We start from the raw sequence: 16,942 nt of genomic DNA, 5'->3' as shown, positions 1-16,942 counted from the left end.
AAAGAACAATGCTTTTTCTTTCAATGAGCTCCCTTGCTGCTTGAGTTGCTTCGAGCCGAACATCCGATCCTTCGAATGGGCTCTCGCATAGGAGCAATGCTTCCAATATTCATCAAACTTATGGTGGAGCCTAGCGGGATCGAACCGCTGACCTCCTGCGTGCAAAGCAGGCGCTCTCCCAGCTGAGCTAAGGCCCCAGGATGGTCTTATTTATGGTGGGCCTGAGTGGACTTGAACCACCGACCTCACGCTTATCAGGCGTGCGCTCTAACCGGCTGAGCTACAGGCCCATCCTGTATTTTTTTATTCAGCTTCTATTCGCTGGGAAATCGACTTTGCGAATTCACCAGCAAACGGGGAAGGATGTGATCCTTCAAAACTAAACAAAACGGAAAAGCGTACCCTATTTCAATGTATATATCCTTAGAAAGGAGGTGATCCAGCCGCACCTTCCGATACGGCTACCTTGTTACGACTTCACCCCAATCATTTGTCCCACCTTCGGCGGCTGGCTCCCGTAAGGGTTACCCCACCGACTTCGGGTGTTACAAACTCTCGTGGTGTGACGGGCGGTGTGTACAAGACCCGGGAACGTATTCACCGCGGCATGCTGATCCGCGATTACTAGCGATTCCGGCTTCATGCAGGCGAGTTGCAGCCTGCAATCCGAACTGAGAGTGGTTTTTTGGGATTCGCTCCACCTCGCGGTTTCGCTGCCCTTTGTACCACCCATTGTAGCACGTGTGTAGCCCAGGTCATAAGGGGCATGATGATTTGACGTCATCCCCACCTTCCTCCGACTTTTAGCCGGCAGTCACCTTAGAGTGCCCAACTGAATGCTGGCAACTAAGGTCAAGGGTTGCGCTCGTTGCGGGACTTAACCCAACATCTCACGACACGAGCTGACGACAACCATGCACCACCTGTCACCCTGTCCCCGAAAGGGGAACGCCCTATCTCTAGGGTTGTCAGGGGATGTCAAGACCTGGTAAGGTTCTTCGCGTTGCTTCGAATTAAACCACATGCTCCACCGCTTGTGCGGGTCCCCGTCAATTCCTTTGAGTTTCAGCCTTGCGGCCGTACTCCCCAGGCGGAGTGCTTAATGCGTTTGCTGCAGCACTAAAGGGTGGATACCCTCTAACACTTAGCACTCATCGTTTACGGCGTGGACTACCAGGGTATCTAATCCTGTTCGCTCCCCACGCTTTCGCGCCTCAGCGTCAGTTACAGGCCAGAGAGCCGCCTTCGCCACTGGTGTTCCTCCACATCTCTACGCATTTCACCGCTACACGTGGAATTCCGCTCCCCTCTCCTGCACTCAAGTTCCCCAGTTTCCAATGGCCGCTCGCGGTTGAGCCGCGAGATTTCACATCAGACTTAAGGAACCGCCTGCGCGCGCTTTACGCCCAATAATTCCGGACAACGCTTGCCACCTACGTATTACCGCGGCTGCTGGCACGTAGTTAGCCGTGGCTTCCTCGTCAGGTACCGTCAAGGTACCGCCCTGTTCGAACGGTACTTGTTCTTCCCTGACAACAGAGCTTTACGATCCGAAGACCTTCTTCGCTCACGCGGCGTTGCTCCGTCAGACTTTCGTCCATTGCGGAAGATTCCCTACTGCTGCCTCCCGTAGGAGTCTGGGCCGTGTCTCAGTCCCAGTGTGGCCGGTCACCCTCTCAGGTCGGCTACGCATCGTCGCCTTGGTGAGCCGTTACCTCACCAACTAGCTAATGCGCCGCGGGCCCATCCTGCAGTGACAGCTAAAAGCCGCCTTTCAACCGAAAACCATGCGGTTTTCGGTGTTATCCGGTATTAGCTCCGGTTTCCCGAAGTTATCCCAGTCTGCAGGGCAGGTTGCCCACGTGTTACTCACCCGTCCGCCGCTAACCTAAAGGAGCAAGCTCCCTTCGGTCCGCTCGACTTGCATGTATTAGGCACGCCGCCAGCGTTCGTCCTGAGCCAGGATCAAACTCTCCAAAAAAAGTTTGTCACCAAATGCTCTTTTAGAATCAACAGGCACGCTTTTCGTTTTGTTCAGTTTTCAAGGATCATATAACTACTTCGACGAAATAACATTATAACAAAACAATTGTGTCCAGTCAATGTTTTTTATTTTTCCACAATGACTTTCATAATATATCATGGCGTCAAAACGTTTGTCAATACATTTTTTAAAACACTTAACAAACAGCGACGATTAATAATATATCAACTTTAAACTATTTCGTCAACACCTTTTTAAAATTATTTTTAATTCTCCATCCTTATTCATAATTAAAAGTTCAATTCATACAATTTTACAAGATAAGGACAAGGAGGAGCATCAATGAACCGTTTTTACATCATCCATATTAAAAAAATCAAACAATTACTTTTTTTAATCATAATCGCTTTTTTTACTGCTGTCTTTATGTACTTTCAAACAATACCAAATATCCCGGTTTTCACTACAAAGAACGGGCCGAAAGCAATTTATAAAGGAGACGGAAGCGGTAAAAAAGTTGCCTTGACATTTGATATTAGCTGGGGAGATGAAAAAGCAATTCCAATTTTAAATACTTTGAAAAAATATGGACTAACCAATGCAACATTTTTTGTATCCGCCTCATGGGCCGAACGCCATCCTGAAGTAGTCAAAAGAATTATCGATGACGGTCATCAGCTCGGCAGCAAAGGATATGCTTATAAAAACTATACTGAGTTGGACACTAACGAAATTAAGCGTGATTTATCTTTAGCCCAGCATACATTTCAAAAGCTTGGTATCAAGGATATAAAATTGCTGCGGCCCCCAACCTGCCAATTCGATCAAAACGTTTTAAATATTGCTGAACAATATGGATTAACTGTCGTCCATTACAGTGTAAATTCAAATGACTGGCAAAACCCGGGAGTCAACAAGATTATCCAAAATGTTACGAAACACTTAAAACCAGGTGATATTATCCTGCTTCACGCATCAGATTCAGTTAAACAAACTAACCAAGCGTTGCCGGCGATTATTCAACATTTGAAACAAAACGGCCTTAAAAATGTAACCGTACAAGAATTAATTGAAAACAGCAATGCAAGAACGAAAGAACTATCATTCAAATGAAAAGAACTTTGGAAGTAAATTCAAACCAATCGTTTTCAATATTTTGGAAATCAATAAGCATTTTAAAGAGCTATAAGGAAAACTCCTTCAGCTCTTTTTTGCTTTTGGCGAGTCATTTGTCATTTTCGGCAAAATCAACAATTGGTAAGCATTGCAAATTAAAATTGGAAACAGCATTAAATACAGCCAATCTCTATCATTGACACGAAGGGCCGGCATCCACTCAATCACTGAAACAACAACCATAAAAAACAATGCAGGGACAAACGCATCTTTATTCGTCTGTTTTTGCTTAAAATAAGCAATTACAGCAGAAAACAACAAAATGACAACAGCTACTAAAATATACGGGACAATGGAATCTCCAGTTTGCGCAAAAAATTGATATCGAAAATAAACTAAATCAAACAACACAAAAATGATTAACAAGATTTGAACAGAGTTCCATAACGAAACTGAGCGAAAAATGCCTAGGCCAAACCTGTGCACAGTCAAATAAGCGAAAAAGCCCATTTGGCTGATGATGCTGAAAATAAAACCTACTCCGATCAGCCAAAACAATACTGCAACAATTTCAACAATATTAAAAGACAAAAACAATTTTTCATACTCGCTCCATCTTAAGATAAAACCAACAATACTTGTCGCAACTCCACCTACAATGAGAGTAGAAAGGAAAAATCGTACCCAATTTCGGCTTTTCACTGCCAACCCCTCCATATTTCGTAAAATATCATATGATTTTATCAATCCAACTTGTATATTACCATATGGCAAAACTTTTTTCGCATAAAAAACAGTTGGTTTCTCAACATAATGGTAGAAGTTATTATTGAAAGGAGCTAAATGAAATATGAGAGGTAGAAATTGTTCGCTCCTCATCATGATGCTTATATGGATGATCGTTGCAGGATGTGCGGATCGGCAGCAAAGTGAACCAATGAATTATGATGAAACAAAAAAAATGGTTGTAGACATATTAAAATCTGACGAAGGAAAAAAAGCCGTTCAAGAAATTATGAAAGATGAAGAAGTTCAACGAAACCTCATTTTAGATCAAAAAACCGTCAATAATACGATTGAAAAAGCGTTAACATCAGAAAAAGGGAAGGAATTTTGGAAAAATACATTTGAAGATACAAAATTTGCGGAAGGATTTGCGAAAACATTGCAAACAGAACATGAAAAAGTGATCAAACGTTTAATGAAAGATCCGGAATATCAAGGAATGCTTATGGATGTGCTGAAAAATCCTCAAATGGAAGAAGAACTATTGAAGGTTTTAAAAAGCAAAGAATACCGCCAATATTTACAGCAGCAAATTACAGATGTTCTATCAAGTCCGCTCTTTCAACCGAAAATTGAGGAAGCGCTATTGAAGGCTGCTCAGCAAGCTCAAAGTAAACAACAAGGCGGGGGCAGCTCCGGAAACGAAGGCGGGGGCGGAGGCCAATAGACCTCCTCTCCCTTCCTTTACTTTTCTGTTATCTCAATCACTTTTCTTGCTATATCTAAATAAATTTTCCCTATTGGATGGTTTTCATTATAAACAGACGGAGCAAAGTCCTCTTCATCCCAGTCCGGCTGCTCAAGCGGAATTTGCCCTAATAGAGGGACCTGCAAATCCTCTGCAAGCTTCTGACCTCCGCCTTTCCCAAATACATACTCTTTTTGGCCTGTTAATTTACTTTCAAAATAGGACATATTTTCAATAACTCCTAAAATTTCGTGCTCCGTTTTAATGGCCATTGCACCAGCCCTTGCAGCAACAAATGCAGCTGTTGGATGAGGCGTAGTTACAATGATTTCTTTACTAGTTGGAAGCAATGTATGCACATCTAATGCAACATCACCTGTACCAGGAGGCAAATCAAGGAGTAAGTAGTCCAACGATCCCCATTCAACTTCTTGGAAAAAGTTATTCAGCATTTTTCCGAGCATCGGACCTCTCCAAACAACAGGCGCATTATCTTCAACAAAAAAAGCCATTGATATGACTTGCACACCAAACCGCTCAACTGGAATAATTTTATCCCCGCGAACGATCGGCCGGTTCATGATCCCCATCATATCAGGAACGCTAAAGCCGTAAATATCTGCATCAATAAGACCAACTTTTTTTCCTAGACGAGCAAGGGACACAGCCAAGTTGACAGATACGGTTGATTTGCCGACCCCGCCTTTTCCGCTTGCTATTGCAATAAAGGTTGTTTTTTCATTCGATAAAATGGAAGGGCTTGTACTATCAGAATAATACTTTTGGACAATTTCCTTTGGAAGCTCCGAAAAACGCAGCCCAACAGTCTCGGCACCCGCTTGTTTAAGCTTTGCAACAATTTGCTGCTGGAGTGTTAACTGCTCGCTTGTTCCCGTTTTGGCAATTGCTATTTTTAAACTAATATGTTTTTTTTCGGGCTTGATTTTTATTTCTTCAATCGCATTCAATTCTTTTAAAGATTTATGTAAAAATGGATCTTCCAACTGTTCGACAATGGACCTTACATCTTCTTCCCGCATCGTATCCACAACCACCTTTTTTCCATAAGACTTTTAATAGTATATAGTATAACACATTTCCAACAGTCCATTGAAAATAGATGCCTGAGAAGAATCCATTTATTCCGGTATTTGCTGTTCATTGGAAAAATAACGCAAAACCCCGTTGTAAATGGCGGCTGCCACTTTTTTCTGATATTCTTCAGAAGCAAGAAGCTCTTCCTCAGAAGGATTGGATAAAAACCCCACCTCCACAAGCGCACCCGGTTTTTTTGCATGCTTTAGTAAATAGACACCGCTTATTGGCTTTGCTTTTCGATCTGTATTTCTTAAATTTTTCCTTAATTCATCTTGGATAAATTTCGCAATAGCTTCATTCTCCTGATATTTTCCGTCATAAAATGTTTGCGCTCCCCTCCATTTTGGAGATGGAATAGCATTTAAATGGATGCTTAAAAACAAATCGGCGTCTGATTCATCAATTAGGCGAACGCGCTTTCGAATATCTTCTGATTTTCTCCGGCTATATCCGTGTGTATCGTCCGAAGCCAAATCTTCATCTTTTTCTCTTGTCAATAACACTAACGCTCCCTGCTCTTGTAAATAATCTCGAGCAATATTGGCAATTTTTAAAGTTATATCTTTTTCCAGCAGTTTTTTTCCTACTGCTCCTCCATCGGGACCTCCGTGACCGGGGTCTAAGTAAATGATTTTTCCTGATAACGGAAGATTCCATGATTTCCATGAATTGAAAAGGGAGAATTGATATTGAATGATAAATACGAGAATTAGAAACCCAGCAATAAACAGTGCCCATTTCAGCTTTTTTTTCACTCCGCATCCCTCCTGCTCGTCCCTTCAATTCAATATATGGAAAAGCATAAGGATTTATGATTACTGCAATTTTAATTTATATCTCTTTTTTCCAGCCGATTCCCACCAGAAAATTGGCGCATTCAAAATTTAACTAATCTGCTCAAACTCGTCATTCTCCCCAACAGATAATATAGCTGTAGAAGCCGTCAACTTTCTGCCATACAGCTGTTTGTGCTTTAATGATAAATCGCCTTATCACTGTTCGGTCCTAGATATGAAGTTTAAATTGGGGGCAATTAGGGATAATGGAATGCTTCACTTGAAAATAAAATTGTATGTCTGATTCAGTTTTTTTACAGCGCTTTTTTTTCAAAAAGAAACATTTTAAGAGTATAAAAAAAAGCTCCCGCAAATATGGGAGCTAAGATGAATGTTGCGTTTCAGTTATAACGAGACCGATCAGGCTGGCACGGTCAATTTTATTATTTATATTTGACGGTAACTTTCGTGCTTTTTCCTACATTTCCAGCCTTATCTTTTGCATACACTAGGAGAACTGTTCCGGCTTTTTGTTTTTTGATTGAAACGGAGAAATTTCCGTTTTTATTCGCTTTGCCCGAACCGATTACTTTCTTTCCTGCTTTGACATACACCGTTGAATACGCCTCTGCTTTTCCTGTCACCGAGGAAGATTTTCTTGTCACTTTGTTCACTTTAGGAGCACCCGGCGGTATTTTATCGAGTACCGTCACTTTTCGCGCCGGACTCACATTCCCCGCTTTATCCGTCGCTGTTACGTAAAGAATTGTTCCGGCTTTTTGAGCCGTTTTTAACGAAATTGCGAATTTCCCATTTTTATCTGTCGTGCCGGTGCTCAATACTTTGCTGCCGGCCTTTATTGTTATTTTTGATCCTGCCTCCGCTGTCCCTCTGACCGTTTTATCTTTATTGCTGACCGAATTTACACTCGGAGTACGCGGCGGTGTTTTATCAATTACCGTCACTTTTCGAGCCGGACTCACATTCCCCGCTTTATCCGTCGCTGTTACGTAAAGAACTGTTCCAGCTTTTTGAGCTGTTTTTAACGAAATCGTGAATTTCCCATTTTTATCTGTCGTGCCGGTGCTCAATACTTTGCTGCCGGCCTTTATTGTTATTTTTGATCCTGCCTCCGCTGTCCCTCTGACCGTTTTATCTTTATCGCTGACCAGGTTTACGCTTGGAATGCTAGGAGGCGTTTTATCCAATACCGTCACTTTTCGAGCCGGACTCACATTCCCCGCTTTATCCGTCGCTGTTACAGACAAAATCGTACCAGCTTTTTGCGGTGCCCGTAATGGGACAGAAAACTTGCCGTCTGATCTAGACGTTCCTTTTCCTAATTCTATTGTTCCTGATTTTACCGTTATCGTTGCACCCGCCTCCGACGTTCCTGTCACTGCTTTATCTGAATCTTTCACTTCATTGACAGCAGGTGCTGTCGGCGGCGTTTTATCAACCACCGTTATTTGAACCGACTCGCTTTTATTTCCCGCCTGATCCCTGGCATATACGCTTAATACAGTCCCAGCTTTTTGTTTACTGATGGAAATGCGAAAAGATCCATTATTGTCAGCTGCTGCAGAGTTCAATATCTTTGAACCAAGCTGGACATAAACAGTAGTTCCTGGATCAGACAGCCCATTTATAAATGTATCCCGATCACTTACCGGGTTTACTATCGGTTTGCTTGGAGGAGTGGAAGGCTTATTTTCCTCTACATCAAAAAAAGTATAAGTGATGTCATCTCCTTTAGATGCAGGAACAGTTTCATTACCAACAGCCCGTTTTACTATGGCTCCGCCGCCCCGCAAGCTGGCGGATTCTCCCGAAAATATTTTTGGAATTAATGAATCAAAGCCCTCTTCACCATTAAAACCATATATTCCCGTATCTTTCTTCAGTAAAAGGGCGGCGCGGAAGTTCGTCATCAATTTTCCAAATGTAAGGGTAGGGTCGATATATTTTTTCGCTACATTCTCTACTGCTTTATAATCATTATGAGTATCTGTTAAAATCTCTTTGAAAATCTTGTTTCCTTGATTCGCTTGAATTCTGACATATTGTCCAAAAAGATAGGACAAGGAATAGTTAGACAAAGTGTCGCCATTATCATCCCAATACAATAATGAATGACCATTTGTAATGGAGGTAGAAATATTGTAGTAATTAATGGTATTCATTAAAGGTTTTCCAGTATACATGTGTTCAGCTGCCATTGACAAAGCTTCATCTAGCCATGTATCCATTTGGGAGCCATTTTCTATAAATACATTTTGGTTAAAATTCACCATATGTTGAAATTCATGTGCCAATGTTTCGTATGCAGCACTTACATCCTTTTCCGTCCCTGTTCCCATTAAAGGATACGTATCAATATAAAAAATCTCTGATTTGTTGGAGTATGGAATATCATGCAAATCTCCTCCATAAAAGTAACCAGCAATATACCCCCCTAATCCTGCAAAACCATCTTGTATATCATAACAAAGAATGTGAATTTTCCCGTTTCCGTCCACATCGGATTCGCTGGCAAAATTTTGTGTGATGAGCGGATAAATTTTTTGATCAAATTCTTGCCCTAATTTTTGCGCATCAGCTTCTGTAATTTGATTATCATAAACCCATACGTTCGTTTTTGTACCTGAATACAGCAGCTTGGTGCTAATTTGTTTATCTTCATTGGTCGTAAAATCATGCACCCAAAATGTCTTAGTATCGCCAACTTTATTGAGAAACTTTTTGGAGAGAGATTTTTGTTGAAGTTTCTTGTCTTCATGTTTCTCCGTATCAAACGGTCTAATTACATCCAGTTTATAAGCATTCAATCCTATTTTTTTGTTTATCGTATATTGATCATTATTAATCTTGAACGCTCCAGTGTCTTGAGTATTATTCACGTCTACGGACTCGTTGCTGATTAATACGTATTTATTTCCCTCGGGTGCTGTTTCTGAATAAAAAGGATTCCGCACCTTAAATGTTGTTACATCGGAATAATATTCACTTTCTTTGTCAGGAAAAACACCTATTCTTAAATAAATATAAGGTTGATCGCTATAAATGGACTTTAAAAGCTGTGCAATGAGGTAGGCCTCATATACTCCATATGTATCGTACTCGACATATCCAAGGAATTTCAATGTTCCTCCAATATCTTTATAAAATTCTATTCCAATATAACTGTCTTTTTCTATATTTTTATCTGAATTATACAGAATTTCAATGTCCATCGAGTCGTTCATATCGTAAATACGTTCAAATGTAATTTCATGATAGACATTTTTCGAGTCCAACAGCCAGCCAACAATTTCTCCCTCCTGAATTAATGGATAATCCGCCGGATTTGTAGATTGTGTTTTTTCCTCTTTGTGTTGTTTCTTTGGTCCTGAACTTTGCTGGAATGTCGAAATTATTTCCTTTCTGCTATCACTTCTTTCCTGTGCAAAACCGCTAGCTGGCACCAATAATAAAAAAATAAGAACAAGGCATAACGACTTTTTCAACCAACCCATTTCTCCACCTCTTTATTTATAAAAAATTGATAGAAATATTATAATGGATGATTTTGTATAAGGCACTAAAATTTTTTGAACAGTCACAAAAGTTTTAAGCCTATTCGCCTAAATGAAAAGTGCTAATAAAATCTTTGTGGTAAAGAGAAAAGAAACGTGTCAAAGCTCAGCAAAAAAAAGACAAATAAAAAATAAAAGCCGATTTCCTCACCTGCGTTACACAATAGGGGGGTTGCTCGGCAAATGATAAAAGCTTTTTCTCTCTGCGAAAATCTGGAATCGTTGAAAAGACGTTCATATCGAGATGAACATTTTGAAAACCGCAATTTTTGTTTTTAAAAGTTTTTATAACATAGCCACAGTGCATGGATGTCGCCCAAATTGTCCTTACGAGTAATATTTCACATAGGAAATAAAAAACCATTTTGCTTCATTCTTCCTTGCAAAAAATAAGCAGCACTGCCAATAAATCCTGAACTTTTCCTTTTTGAAATAAAAAAGCCAATCAAAAGGCGAATTCAGCAATGGCCCCCGTCAAATCATTTTTTCACAAGCCGTTTTTAGGCATAAAAAAAGCCCGTTCCAACGAAGTTGAAATGAGCCATGCATGAACTGCTTTTAAAGCTTTAGTTTGTATCTCTTTTTTCCAGCTAAAAACCCCTCTTCCCACCAATAATGAATAAAGTGCTGGCATGTCAAATAGATGGATTCCATAACAAAATCATCATTTGATTCCCTTGCCAAATAAAGAATATTGTCAAATAAATTGTTAATAAGCTCTTGTTCTTCCTGTATACAACGTGTATTGGCCTGCTCCATCGATTCCCCGTAATATCCGAACCGGCTGTAGGCCGCTCCCAACAAAAAAGATTCAATGGCCGAGTGGACACACTCTTCTTCCATTGCAGTTTTATGGAAGCGTTTTTGAAAAAAAGGATTAAACCATTCATCAATCATATTTTTCAATTTGCGAATTGGGAGATCTTTTAACATTTTTCGCTCAGTGAGAAGCTTTTTTTCCTGCCGTCTTTCATTAAAGTCTGTAATTACATTCATCAAAATCTCCTCCTTGTTTTTATTTTTTTCAGTTCACGCTGTTCCATTCAACCACTCCTTTCCAATTGCAAATAAAAAACCACAACGATTTGTTGTGGTTTAAGGTTCGAATCATTAACGTTTTGAAAATTGCGGTGCACGGCGTGCTCCTTTAAGACCGTATTTCTTACGCTCTTTTACGCGAGCATCTCGAGTTAATAAGCCTGCACGCTTTAACGTTCCGCGATATTCTGGATCAGCTTGTAAAAGTGCACGAGCAATTCCGTGGCGAATAGCGCCTGCTTGACCAGTGAAACCGCCGCCTCTAACATTTACTAGTACATCATAATTGCCAACTGTCTCTGTTAAAACAAGCGGTTGTTTAATATCTTCAATCAAAGCTTTTGTTGGAATGTAATCTTCAATGTTCCGTTTATTAATTACGATACGGCCTTCACCAGGAACTAACCGAACACGGGCAACAGAGCTTTTGCGACGACCGGTACCGTAGTATTGAACCTGTGCCAAAATGATAACCTCCTTATTAAATTATCCGCGAAGTTCATAAACTTCTGGTTTCTGTGCTTGATGAGGATGTTCGCTTCCTCTGTAAACATGCAATTTTTTAAACATTTGGCGTCCAAGGGAACCTTTTGGAAGCATTCCGCGAATAGCAAGTTCCAGCATTTTTTCAGGATAGTTGTTTCGCATTTCTAATGCAGTTCTTGATTTTAAACCACCAGGATGCTGGCTGTGGCGATAATAAATTTTGTCTGTTAATTTTTTTCCAGTTAATTCAATTTTTTCAGCATTAATAATAATTACGTGGTCACCTGTATCTACATGCGGTGTAAACGTTGGTTTGTGTTTTCCGCGTAAGATAGATGCAACTTCGCTTGCTAGACGTCCTAAAGTTTTGCCAGCTGCATCAACAACATACCATTTGCGCTCAACTTCATGCGGCTTTGCCATAAACGTTGTACGCATTGTTTTCCCTCCTTAATCGTTCATGTCGAAAAGTCTATTTCAAAAACACGATTATTTTCCGGGGCTAATCGTGGGGCTTGAAATACATACCATATGTTATCTTATCTTTTTAAGATATGAATGTCAAGAAAATGTTACACCTGGATTAGTTGTCATAATAAACTTTCCAAAGATATAGACCGCATCCAGAAACTGTTTTCCCGGCTCTTGATCTATCTTTGGCTGCGATAATTTGTTTTATTTCTTCTGGCTTGCGCTTCCCTTCTCCTACCTCAATCAATGTTCCGACTAAAATGCGAACCATATTGTAAAGGAAGCCGCTTCCGACAAAACGGAACGTAATTTCATCTCCTTCTTCCCATATATCTGCTTCATAAATAGTTCTCACTTTATTTTCCGTTTCTGTTTTAGAAGAGCAAAAGCTTGTAAAATCATGTGTTCCAATAATGAAACGGGAGGCAGTTCGAATCGTTTCAATATTTAACGGATTTGGAAAATGGTATGCATAATGACGCCGGAACACATCTCGATGAAAACTGCGATACAAACGGTAGCGGTATTCTTTCTTCTTTGCAGAAAATCTAGCATGAAAATCTTGATCGGCAAGCTCTGCATTTTGAATGGAAATATCTTGAGGAAGCAGCGTATTCAAAGCAATCGGCCATTTTTCCATCGGAATTTTGAGACTTGTATCAAAATGAAATACTTGGCCAACAGCATGCACGCCGACGTCTGTTCTGCCGGAAGCAGTAATTTTTATCCGCTCCCCTTTGTGGATTTTCATTAATGCTTCCTCAATCTCTCCTTGTACTGTCCGGAGGCCGGGCTGGCGCTGATAACCGCTAAATCCTGATCCATCATACGAAACTGTGCATTTAATCCTCATTTTTAAAACTCCTAGGCACGCAATAGTAATAAAATAATTGATAACAGCAGGATAGAGGCCATCATAATGGAATCAATCGCTCCCCATTTCAGCTGCCTGATTTTCGTACGTCCTTCACTTCCGCGATACCCCCTGGCTTCCATAGCGGTAGCAAGCTCTTCCGCCCGCTTAAAAGCGCTGATGAAAAGTGGTACAAGCAAAGGAACGATTGCTTTTATTCGCTCTTTTACAGGCCCTGATGTAAAATCTACCCCTCTTGCCATTTGCGCCTTTAAAATTTTTTCTGTTTCCTCCAGCAGAGTCGGTATAAAGCGAAGAGAAATAGACATCATTAATGCTAGTTCATGGACAGGAAGTTTAAATTTTTTAAAAGGCTTTAACAGACTTTCCATTCCATCCGTTATTTCGATAGGCGTTGTTGTTAAGGTCAATGTCGTTGTCATAAAAATTAAGAAAATGAACCGAAGAGAGATAAAAAACCCTTGCCGCAAGCCTTCTTCATAAATGGAAAAAAAGCCGAAGCGGAACAGCATGTCCCCTTCTTTTGTTACTAAAATGTGCAGCAAAAATGTAAACCCAACGATCCATATAACAGGTTTTAAACCGTTCCATAAGAAAGAGAACGGAAGCTTCGTCAGCAAAATAATGATGAACGTAAATAATCCTAATAAAAAGTAAGTGATTCCGTTATTGGCAAAAAAGACGATAAAAACATATAAAAAAATCGTTAGCAGTTTTGCACGGGGATCCATTCGATGAATGACTGTGCTGCCAGGAACATATTTTCCGATGATGATATTATCGATCATATACGACACCTTCTTTTAAAAGGGCTTCAATGAAATCGGCCGTTTCCTCTAAAGTCAATGGCTTGTCTTCAACCGTTAAAGAAAATTTTTCTTCAAGCTTCATGACAAATTTAATTGATTCCGGCAAATCGAGCCCAAGCTGCTCCAGTTCCCCAGTCAACCGGAATATTTCCTTTGGCGACCCTTTCATCTTTAATTCCCCTTGGTGCAAAACGGCAATTTCATCAGCGTACTTGGCTGCATCTTCCATGCTATGCGTTACTAATATTGTTGTTAATTTTTTTTCTTTATGGAGACGATAAAAAAGCTCCATGATCTCATTTCGGCCTTTTGGATCCAATCCTGCAGTCGGTTCATCTAAAACGAGCACCTCCGGCTCCATCGCTAAAACACCTGCAATCGCCACTCTTCGCATTTGCCCCCCGCTTAGCTCAAACGGGGATTGATGAAGGATTTCTTCTCCTAGACCGACTAGCGGCAGCACTTCTTTTACCTTTTTTTTCGCTTCTTCAAACGATGCGCCAAAATTCATTGGACCGAATGCTATATCTTTTTCGACGGTTTCTTCGAATAATTGATGCTCTGGGAATTGAAAGACAATTCCGACCTTTTTTCGGATAGATTTCAAGTTTTTCTGTTTTTCTCCTGCCTTAATCAGCCGGTCTCCAAGTTGAATAGAGCCTTTCGTCGGCAAAAGCAGGCCGTTTAAATGCTGCAAAATCGTTGATTTTCCCGATCCGGTATGCCCAATCACGGCCAAATATGTTCCTTCATGGATATCCATATTGATATCACACAAAGCGAGCCGTTCAAAAGGAGTGTTCATTTGGTAACGATGTTCTAATTGTCGGATTTTAATGTCCATAATTCGTCCACCAGGCTTTCTACATTAAGGTGTCGCGTCGCTAAAGGCACTCCTTTTTCAAGAAGCCGTTTGCTCAGCTTGTAAGAAAACGGAAGATCTAAACCGATGCTTACCAGCTCCTCTTCCAAGCGAAACACTTCTTTCGGAGTTCCCTCCGCAAATTTTTTGCCTCCATTCATTACAATCATCCGATCTGCTTTGGCCGCCTCTTCCAAATCATGGGTGATGGAAATGACCGTCACAAGCCCTTTTTCTTTCAATGACCAAATGGTTTCAATTACTTCCCGGCGTCCAATTGGATCAAGCATTGAAGTCGCTTCATCTAAAACAATAATGCTTGGTTGAACAGCCAAAACGCCTGCAATCGCGACCCGCTGCTTTTGTCCGCCGGAAAGATGATGAGGCTCCCGTTCTAAAAATTCATTCATTTTTACAATTTTCGTCGCCCATTCGATTCGTTTTACCATCTCTTCTCTCGGTATACCTATGTTTTCCATACCAAAAGCGACATCGTCTCGTACAGTGGCGCCGACAAATTGATTATCTGGATTTTGAAACACCATTCCAATCCGTTTTCGAATATCCCAAATGGTTTTTTCTGATAATGTGATTCCTGATACAGTAACGGTTCCTTCGTCAGGCAGCAGCAGACCGTTTAGCATCCGGGCCAATGTTGATTTCCCTGATCCATTGTGTCCGACGATGGCCAGCCATTCCCCTTCATACACATCAAAGGAAACATCCGTTAGTGCAGGCTTTTCACTTTCTTTATTATAGCGGTATGTTACATGTTGAACTTGAATGATCGACCGTTCCACAGATGCCCTCCTCCCGCCTCAAGTACAGATGAAGTAAACGCGAATATCATGTCTATAATATGAGATGCAGAGGCTGCCAAAAGAAAATCAATCCGCTTTGTAAAGTACTTGAAGATAAATAAAAAAGGGCATAGATGCAGTCATTACAACTGTCCCGCCCTTGAAGTTCATTTATATCTAAATTACACGAATTCAATGATAACCATTGGTGCTCCGTCACCACGGCGAGGACCCATTTTCAAAATTCGTGTGTAGCCGCCTTGACGATCTTGGTAACGTGGTGCCACTTCATCAAATAATTTTTGCAATGCATAGAAAGGTTTTTCTTTTTCCTTTCCGTCTTGGCCCGAAACTGTCACAGTTTTCGCAACCTCATTGCGAATAAACTGTGCTGCTTGGCGACGAGCATGCAAATCACCACGTTTACCTAAAGTAACCAGCTTCTCTACAACAGCACGAAGCTCCTTTGCACGGGCTTCAGTCGTTTCAATTCGTTCGTTAATAATTAAGTCCGTTGCTAAGTCACGGAGCATTGCTTTACGCTGCGCACTAGTACGTCCTAATTTTCTATAAGACATGTGATGTTCCCTCCTTTGTTGGAAGTTGATCTATATAGACTTTGAAAAATCAGTTAATCGTCTTTTCGTAAACTCAAACCAAGGTCTTCTAATTTTTGTTTTACTTCTTCTAGCGATTTGCGTCCTAAATTACGCACTTTCATCATGTCCTCTTCTGTTTTGTTCGCAAGTTCTTGAACTGTGTTAATACCTGCACGTTTCAAACAGTTATAAGAACGAACAGAGAGGTCAAGTTCCTCAATCGTCATTTCAAGCACTTTTTCTTTTTGGTCCTCTTCTTTTTCAACCATGATTTCAACATTTTGCGCTTCATCTGTTAAGCTAACGAAAATGTTTAAGTGCTCCATCAAAATTTTAGAGCCAAGTGCGATAGCTTCCTTTGGACCGATGCTTCCATCTGTCCAAACATCAATTGTCAGCTTATCATAATCTGTCACTTGACCAACCCGTGTATTTTCCACTTGATAAGAAACTCTAGAAACGGGTGTGTAAATCGAATCGATTGGGATGACACCTATTGGTTGATCTTCCCGTTTATTTTCTTCAGCCGGGCTGTATCCTCTCCCGCGCTTCGCCGTCATTCTCAGCCGCAAATGAGCATCTTTCGCAAGAGTTGCAATATGAAGATCAGGATTTAATATTTCAACATCGCTATCGTGAGTTATATCTGCTGCCGTAATGGGCCCTTCACCTTGTACGTCAATTTCTAGCGTCTTCTCTTCTTCTGAATAAATTTTCAGAGCAAGCTTTTTTAAATTTAAAATAATCGTTGTAACATCTTCGACGACACCATCAATTGTAGAAAATTCATGGAGGACGCCGTCAATTTGAACAGATGTTACAGCGGCACCAGGGAGTGAGGATAATAGGATACGACGTAAGGAGTTACCCAAAGTTGTACCATATCCACGCTCAAGTGGCTCGACAACGAATTTCCCATATTTCGCGTCATCACTGATTTCAACCGTTTCGATTTTTGGTTTTTCAATTTCAATCATTCT

At 40.7% G+C, this 16,942-nt stretch carries 15 protein-coding genes, 2 tRNA genes and 1 rRNA gene; 2 read left to right on the top strand and 16 right to left on the bottom strand.

The window, feature by feature from the left end; all coding sequences use genetic code 11:
• Window positions 1-121: 121 nt before the first annotated feature.
• The 3 genes from RI196_RS00985 to RI196_RS00975 all read right to left on the bottom strand — a co-directional run bounded on the left by RI196_RS00985 (window position 122) and on the right by RI196_RS00975 (window position 1,981).
• Window positions 122-197: transfer RNA gene (locus RI196_RS00985), tRNA-Ala, on the bottom strand.
• A gap of 16 nt (window positions 198-213) precedes the next feature.
• Window positions 214-290 (bottom strand) — tRNA-Ile (locus RI196_RS00980).
• Window positions 291-427: 137 nt separating this feature from the next.
• Window positions 428-1,981 (bottom strand): 16S ribosomal RNA (locus tag RI196_RS00975).
• A 345-nt stretch (window positions 1,982-2,326) separates the two neighbouring features.
• Between RI196_RS00975 and pdaB the strand changes: the two genes are divergently transcribed.
• Window positions 2,327-3,097 carry a polysaccharide deacetylase family sporulation protein PdaB gene (gene pdaB, locus RI196_RS00970; RefSeq protein WP_063387199.1) on the top strand — a complete coding sequence of 257 codons (771 nt, stop codon included), beginning with the start codon at window positions 2,327-2,329 and terminating at the stop codon, window positions 3,095-3,097.
• Window positions 3,098-3,184: 87 nt separating this feature from the next.
• Here the strand turns inward: pdaB and RI196_RS00965 are convergent, their stop codons facing one another.
• Complete coding sequence (locus tag RI196_RS00965; protein WP_063387198.1) at window positions 3,185-3,802, bottom strand: KinB-signaling pathway activation protein; 618 nt, start codon at window positions 3,800-3,802, stop codon at window positions 3,185-3,187.
• A gap of 148 nt (window positions 3,803-3,950) precedes the next feature.
• Between RI196_RS00965 and gerD the strand changes: the two genes are divergently transcribed.
• The gene (gene gerD / locus RI196_RS00960) at window positions 3,951-4,553 is read left to right on the top strand and encodes a spore germination lipoprotein GerD (RefSeq protein WP_094244893.1); all 603 of its coding nucleotides are present in this window, start codon (window positions 3,951-3,953) and stop codon (window positions 4,551-4,553) included.
• A gap of 17 nt (window positions 4,554-4,570) precedes the next feature.
• Here gerD and salA read toward each other — a convergent pair whose 3' ends face one another.
• The 12 genes from salA to RI196_RS00900 all read right to left on the bottom strand — a co-directional run bounded on the left by salA (window position 4,571) and on the right by RI196_RS00900 (window position 16,939).
• Entirely contained in the window at window positions 4,571-5,614 is a 1,044-nt protein-coding gene (gene salA / locus RI196_RS00955) for an iron-sulfur carrier protein/transcriptional regulator SalA (protein ID WP_063387196.1), read from the bottom strand.
• Window positions 5,615-5,713: 99 nt separating this feature from the next.
• Window positions 5,714-6,427 (bottom strand): N-acetylmuramoyl-L-alanine amidase CwlD, encoded by a 714-nt coding sequence (gene cwlD, locus RI196_RS00950; RefSeq protein WP_063387195.1) that lies wholly within the window; start codon window positions 6,425-6,427, stop codon window positions 5,714-5,716.
• 464 nt (window positions 6,428-6,891) lie between these two features.
• Window positions 6,892-9,963, bottom strand: a complete 3,072-nt coding sequence (locus RI196_RS00945; protein WP_311066743.1) for an Ig-like domain-containing protein — start codon at window positions 9,961-9,963, stop codon at window positions 6,892-6,894.
• A gap of 618 nt (window positions 9,964-10,581) precedes the next feature.
• Window positions 10,582-11,019 carry a DUF2521 family protein gene (locus RI196_RS00940; protein WP_063387192.1) on the bottom strand — a complete coding sequence of 146 codons (438 nt, stop codon included), beginning with the start codon at window positions 11,017-11,019 and terminating at the stop codon, window positions 10,582-10,584.
• Between the two features lie 114 nt (window positions 11,020-11,133).
• Window positions 11,134-11,526: a 30S ribosomal protein S9 gene (rpsI, locus tag RI196_RS00935; protein ID WP_063387191.1), complete on the bottom strand. Its 393-nt coding sequence runs from the start codon at window positions 11,524-11,526 to the stop codon at window positions 11,134-11,136.
• Window positions 11,527-11,547: 21 nt separating this feature from the next.
• Window positions 11,548-11,985 (bottom strand): 50S ribosomal protein L13, encoded by a 438-nt coding sequence (gene rplM / locus RI196_RS00930; protein WP_063387190.1) that lies wholly within the window; start codon window positions 11,983-11,985, stop codon window positions 11,548-11,550.
• A gap of 145 nt (window positions 11,986-12,130) precedes the next feature.
• Complete coding sequence (gene truA, locus RI196_RS00925) at window positions 12,131-12,871, bottom strand: tRNA pseudouridine(38-40) synthase TruA (RefSeq protein ID WP_311066742.1); 741 nt, start codon at window positions 12,869-12,871, stop codon at window positions 12,131-12,133.
• A gap of 11 nt (window positions 12,872-12,882) precedes the next feature.
• Window positions 12,883-13,680 (bottom strand): energy-coupling factor transporter transmembrane component T family protein, encoded by a 798-nt coding sequence (locus tag RI196_RS00920; RefSeq protein WP_063387188.1) that lies wholly within the window; start codon window positions 13,678-13,680, stop codon window positions 12,883-12,885.
• On the bottom strand, window positions 13,670-14,545 hold the full coding sequence (locus RI196_RS00915) for an energy-coupling factor ABC transporter ATP-binding protein (protein WP_117017135.1): 876 nt from the start codon (window positions 14,543-14,545) through the stop codon (window positions 13,670-13,672). Before RI196_RS00915 ends, RI196_RS00920 begins: the two co-directional genes overlap by 11 nt.
• Entirely contained in the window at window positions 14,521-15,363 is an 843-nt protein-coding gene (locus tag RI196_RS00910; RefSeq protein WP_130156452.1) for an energy-coupling factor ABC transporter ATP-binding protein, read from the bottom strand. The genes RI196_RS00915 and RI196_RS00910 overlap by 25 nt, the downstream gene beginning before the upstream one ends.
• Before the next feature lie 182 nt (window positions 15,364-15,545).
• Window positions 15,546-15,941, bottom strand: coding sequence for a 50S ribosomal protein L17 (gene rplQ, locus RI196_RS00905; RefSeq protein ID WP_063387185.1), 396 nt, complete (start codon window positions 15,939-15,941; stop codon window positions 15,546-15,548).
• A gap of 53 nt (window positions 15,942-15,994) precedes the next feature.
• Window positions 15,995-16,939: a DNA-directed RNA polymerase subunit alpha gene (locus RI196_RS00900; protein ID WP_063387184.1), complete on the bottom strand. Its 945-nt coding sequence runs from the start codon at window positions 16,937-16,939 to the stop codon at window positions 15,995-15,997.
• Between the last annotated feature and the right edge of the window lie 3 nt (window positions 16,940-16,942).

The organism is Aeribacillus composti (assembly GCF_031760945.1).
GTDB lineage: Bacteria > Bacillota > Bacilli > Bacillales > Aeribacillaceae > Aeribacillus > Aeribacillus composti.
Note: the sequence above shows the minus strand (reverse complement) of the source record. Positions and strands in the feature narration are given on the sequence as shown.